The organism is Streptomyces sp. NPDC054813 (assembly GCF_053611365.1).
The window spans coordinates 11,671-14,746 of the sequence record NZ_JBSHAF010000056.1; the positions used below are offsets into that span (position 1 = coordinate 11,671).

The window sequence follows — 3,076 nt, forward strand, 5'->3', positions numbered from 1 at the left end:
ACAACACCTCACTTTGCGGCGCCGGCGTCTTTGGTTTACACCCCACCCCCCCCCCCCGGGGCCCCGGCGGGGGGCGGGGCCCCCCGGGGGGGGGGGCCCGCCCCCCCCCCCCCCACCGGTCTGCGGGCCAGGCCACGCCCGGACCAGCGCGGGTCGGGTCGGCTCGGTCACGGGCTGCCTCCTTCCCCCTGATGGCCGCTCAGGGCGGAGGCACAGGTGGCGCAGCGACCATCGCCTCAGGGGTGGGCGCGCCGCGGGTGGGGCCGGGACACGTGCGGCACAACGGCCAGCCCAGGCGGCCCGGGCAGAGATCCTCACCCGGAGCGGTCCCGGGACGGCCGCAGACCGCGCACTCGACCAGAGCCCGGTAGGCCAGTGCTTCGCTCACCGTGAGGGCAGCCGCGGAAGCGTCCTGCCGCCGCGGCGCCCCGGCGTCCCGGGCCGACTGATCCGGGTTGCCGGCCCCGACAGCGGGCGGCGGGTAGGCCTGGGCCGCACGCAGGCGGACAGCGATGATCGCTCCGACCGTCGTACGCACAAGATCAGGCAGCGGCCGGCCGGCGATGACGTGCCACAGGTGCTCCGCGCTCCAGCCGGCCTCCAGCATCACGGTCACCACGCGGCCCTGATCGGTGAGCGTCTTCTCAGCCAGCAGCAACTCAGGACGCACCGCCCCGGCATCCACGAGCAGCCGGATACCCGAATGAGCCCCGCCAACTTCAAGTCGCAGGTCACAGGGCTGGTGTGGCCGGTCCTCAGGATGCTTACGCTGGTCGTGGGCGGCAGTCTGCGGAGTAGATCGTCTGACGGAGTGGCCGGCTGGCGGTTCCTACTCTCTGTGGCCGGGCGGCCTTCTACTATCCCGTCTGCTTGGGAGCCAGTCGGCATGGGCGGCCCGGAGCCGCCCCAACCACCCCGCGCAATCCTGGAAGATGAAACGATGACAGCGGAAGTGAGCGAGATCGTTCTCAGCAAGCAGGACCTTCGTGAGGTCGCCGTGTTCGCCGCCACGTGTGCAGAGGTGGTGCTCAAGATATTCGAGGCCGATCAGCCGGGCGACTCGCGGCCTCGAGACGCTGTCAGTGCCGCGTGGGAGTTCGCCCGGGGCGGCGAACGCGGAAAATCTCTGCGCGACACGGCGTCGGCGGCCCTCAAGGCAGCCAAGAACGCGGACACTGCAGCTGCGCGCGAGGCAGCGTGGGCAGCGATGTCCGCTGCAGGCGCCGCCTACCTGCATCCATTGGCCAAGGCCACCCAGGTCAAGCACATTCTCGGAGCTGGCGCCTATGCGGCCAGAGCAGCCGAACTCGTCGCCGACGACGATCGGAGCGTTGGCGCCGGGCACCTTGAGCAGACGGTGCATCGTGCGACGCCCATCGTCGTTGACGTGCTCAAACGCTTCCCTGTGGCGCCCAGCGGCGGCGGACGAGTTGGTGAGTTGATCCGCATGCTGGACGCTGGCCTTCGTTCACTCACCTTCGCTGAGTGACTTTCAGCGTTCAGACGGCGCGGCCTTTTCGGCTTCGGTCGCACAGATGAAAGTGAGACAGCAGCATGCACGTTCATTTTGAAGCAGTAGACCCAGAGAAAATGATCAGATTCTGGGGCGGCATCCCGGGTTGGGGTGGGTACAGCGTCGGCGAAGCGGAATCTCCGGCTGTGCTACCGGTCGTCACCGTCCTTGTCGGAACGATCGCCGAACAGGTTCAGACGCTGATCGCCAAGGGCGCCTCTCTCGTGGAACCTCACGATTGCATGCACGCCCTAATGACGGATCCGGAAGGCAACAGGTTTATGGTGGTGCTCGACCCCGATCACGAAGCATGACGTTCTCCGGCGTGGATGCGGCCCGGCGTACGGCACTCGCCCTTCAAGGGCGCCGGGTGGACGATCCGGTGTGGGGCGCCTTCACCGTCGCTCCGACGTCGAGGCCGACGGAACCTGCTGGCCAATCCAGGTCGCTTTCTCGGCAGCCGGATGGCGTTGGGAGACGGCCTGCAACGCTACGTGAATCGACGGCGACGCGAGGGCGCCGACAGCCAGCGCGGGTGAGGGACGTGCGGGAGGCCGCCGAGTAGGAGCGGGCAGCTCTGCGGTTCCCGCTCGCTGAGGCCGGGTGGCCTTCTACGATCCAGTGCGTGGATCCCGAGCTGCTGGAACGGATCACCGCGCGGCGTGCGGAACTGGACGAACTCGAAGAACAGCTGGCCAAGCAGTTGGCGGAGGTGCGGGCCGAGCGGGACGAACTTGTCGTCGCCGAGCGGGTCCTGGAGCGGTGAGCGAACAACTCGCCGACGCGCGCGCCTCAGCCGCGCCGATGCCCCGGCAGGTGGGTGGACGGTCGGTGATGCTGATTCCGCACCGCGAGCCGGGCCTGGAGGAGACCATGCTCCCGCCGGACTATCAGCGCATCCTCGCCGCTGTGCGGCAGGCTGCCGGACCCGTCATGGCCCGGCATGTCGGCGAGATGCTGGGAGTCGACGTCAGCGCGCGGGCCAAGCTGGAACCGCTGCGCGGGAGACTGGTCAGACTCGTTGATCGCGGCTGGCTGCGCAAACTGCCCGACGGCCGGTTCACCACCCGCCTGTGACCGGGGAAGCTGTCGCCCGGAGCAGTCCGGCGCGAGCGTAACCGCGGTGCCCCCGGCGGCCGTTGGAATCGTGTGACGAAAACCAAAGGACGCGCCGAGGACACGAGCACGCTTGTCTACCAGTGCCGTCTGCCGCTGCCCACGCACACCGTCAACCACCTCGCCGGTCTGCTGCGCCGCCCTCTGAAGGCGATACGGTCCAGGTGGCGGATCCTGCCGCCCGGCCGGATCGCGGTGATCGTCCTGGCCGTGCTGCGGCACGATCAGCGCTTGGCCGACATGGCCGGCGGCAACACCGTGTCCGAGTCCACCGTCCGCCGTTGGCGCGACGAGCTGATCGCCCTGCTCGCAGCCCAGGCACCGTGCCTGGACCGCGCCTTGAAGAGGGTCGCTAAGAGGTCCTAACAAAGGCGCTGTACGTGGCGGTGGGTGATGAGGCAGGTGGCGAGGCCGAGGAAGGCCTCGTGGATGTCGTCGCGTCGCTCC

General features: G+C 69.0%; 5 protein-coding genes and 1 pseudogene. 5 read left to right on the forward strand and 1 reads right to left on the reverse strand.

All coding sequences use genetic code 11. The features are described from left to right. Positions 1–167: 167 nt before the first annotated feature. Positions 168–706: pseudogene (locus ACWGJB_RS49230) on the reverse strand (hypothetical protein); the annotation flags it as partial. A gap of 234 nt (positions 707–940) precedes the next feature. Between ACWGJB_RS49230 and ACWGJB_RS49235 the strand changes: the two are divergent. The 5 genes from ACWGJB_RS49235 to ACWGJB_RS49255 all read left to right on the forward strand — a co-directional run bounded on the left by ACWGJB_RS49235 (position 941) and on the right by ACWGJB_RS49255 (position 2,995). Continuing rightward, positions 941–1,489, forward strand: a complete 549-nt coding sequence (locus ACWGJB_RS49235) for a putative immunity protein (RefSeq protein WP_453386542.1) — start codon at positions 941–943, stop codon at positions 1,487–1,489. Positions 1,490–1,554: 65 nt separating this feature from the next. Next, complete coding sequence (locus ACWGJB_RS49240; RefSeq protein ID WP_143138195.1) at positions 1,555–1,827, forward strand: VOC family protein; 273 nt, start codon at positions 1,555–1,557, stop codon at positions 1,825–1,827. A 311-nt stretch (positions 1,828–2,138) separates the two neighbouring features. Next, positions 2,139–2,279, forward strand: a complete 141-nt coding sequence (locus tag ACWGJB_RS49245; protein WP_453386543.1) for a hypothetical protein — start codon at positions 2,139–2,141, stop codon at positions 2,277–2,279. Then, positions 2,276–2,590 carry a hypothetical protein gene (locus tag ACWGJB_RS49250; protein WP_453386544.1) on the forward strand — a complete coding sequence of 105 codons (315 nt, stop codon included), beginning with the start codon at positions 2,276–2,278 and terminating at the stop codon, positions 2,588–2,590. Before ACWGJB_RS49245 ends, ACWGJB_RS49250 begins: the two co-directional genes overlap by 4 nt. 72 nt (positions 2,591–2,662) lie before the next feature. Further along, a complete protein-coding gene (locus ACWGJB_RS49255; protein WP_453386545.1) occupies positions 2,663–2,995 on the forward strand; it encodes a hypothetical protein in 333 nt (110 codons plus the stop codon). The last annotated feature ends 81 nt before the right edge of the window (positions 2,996–3,076 follow it).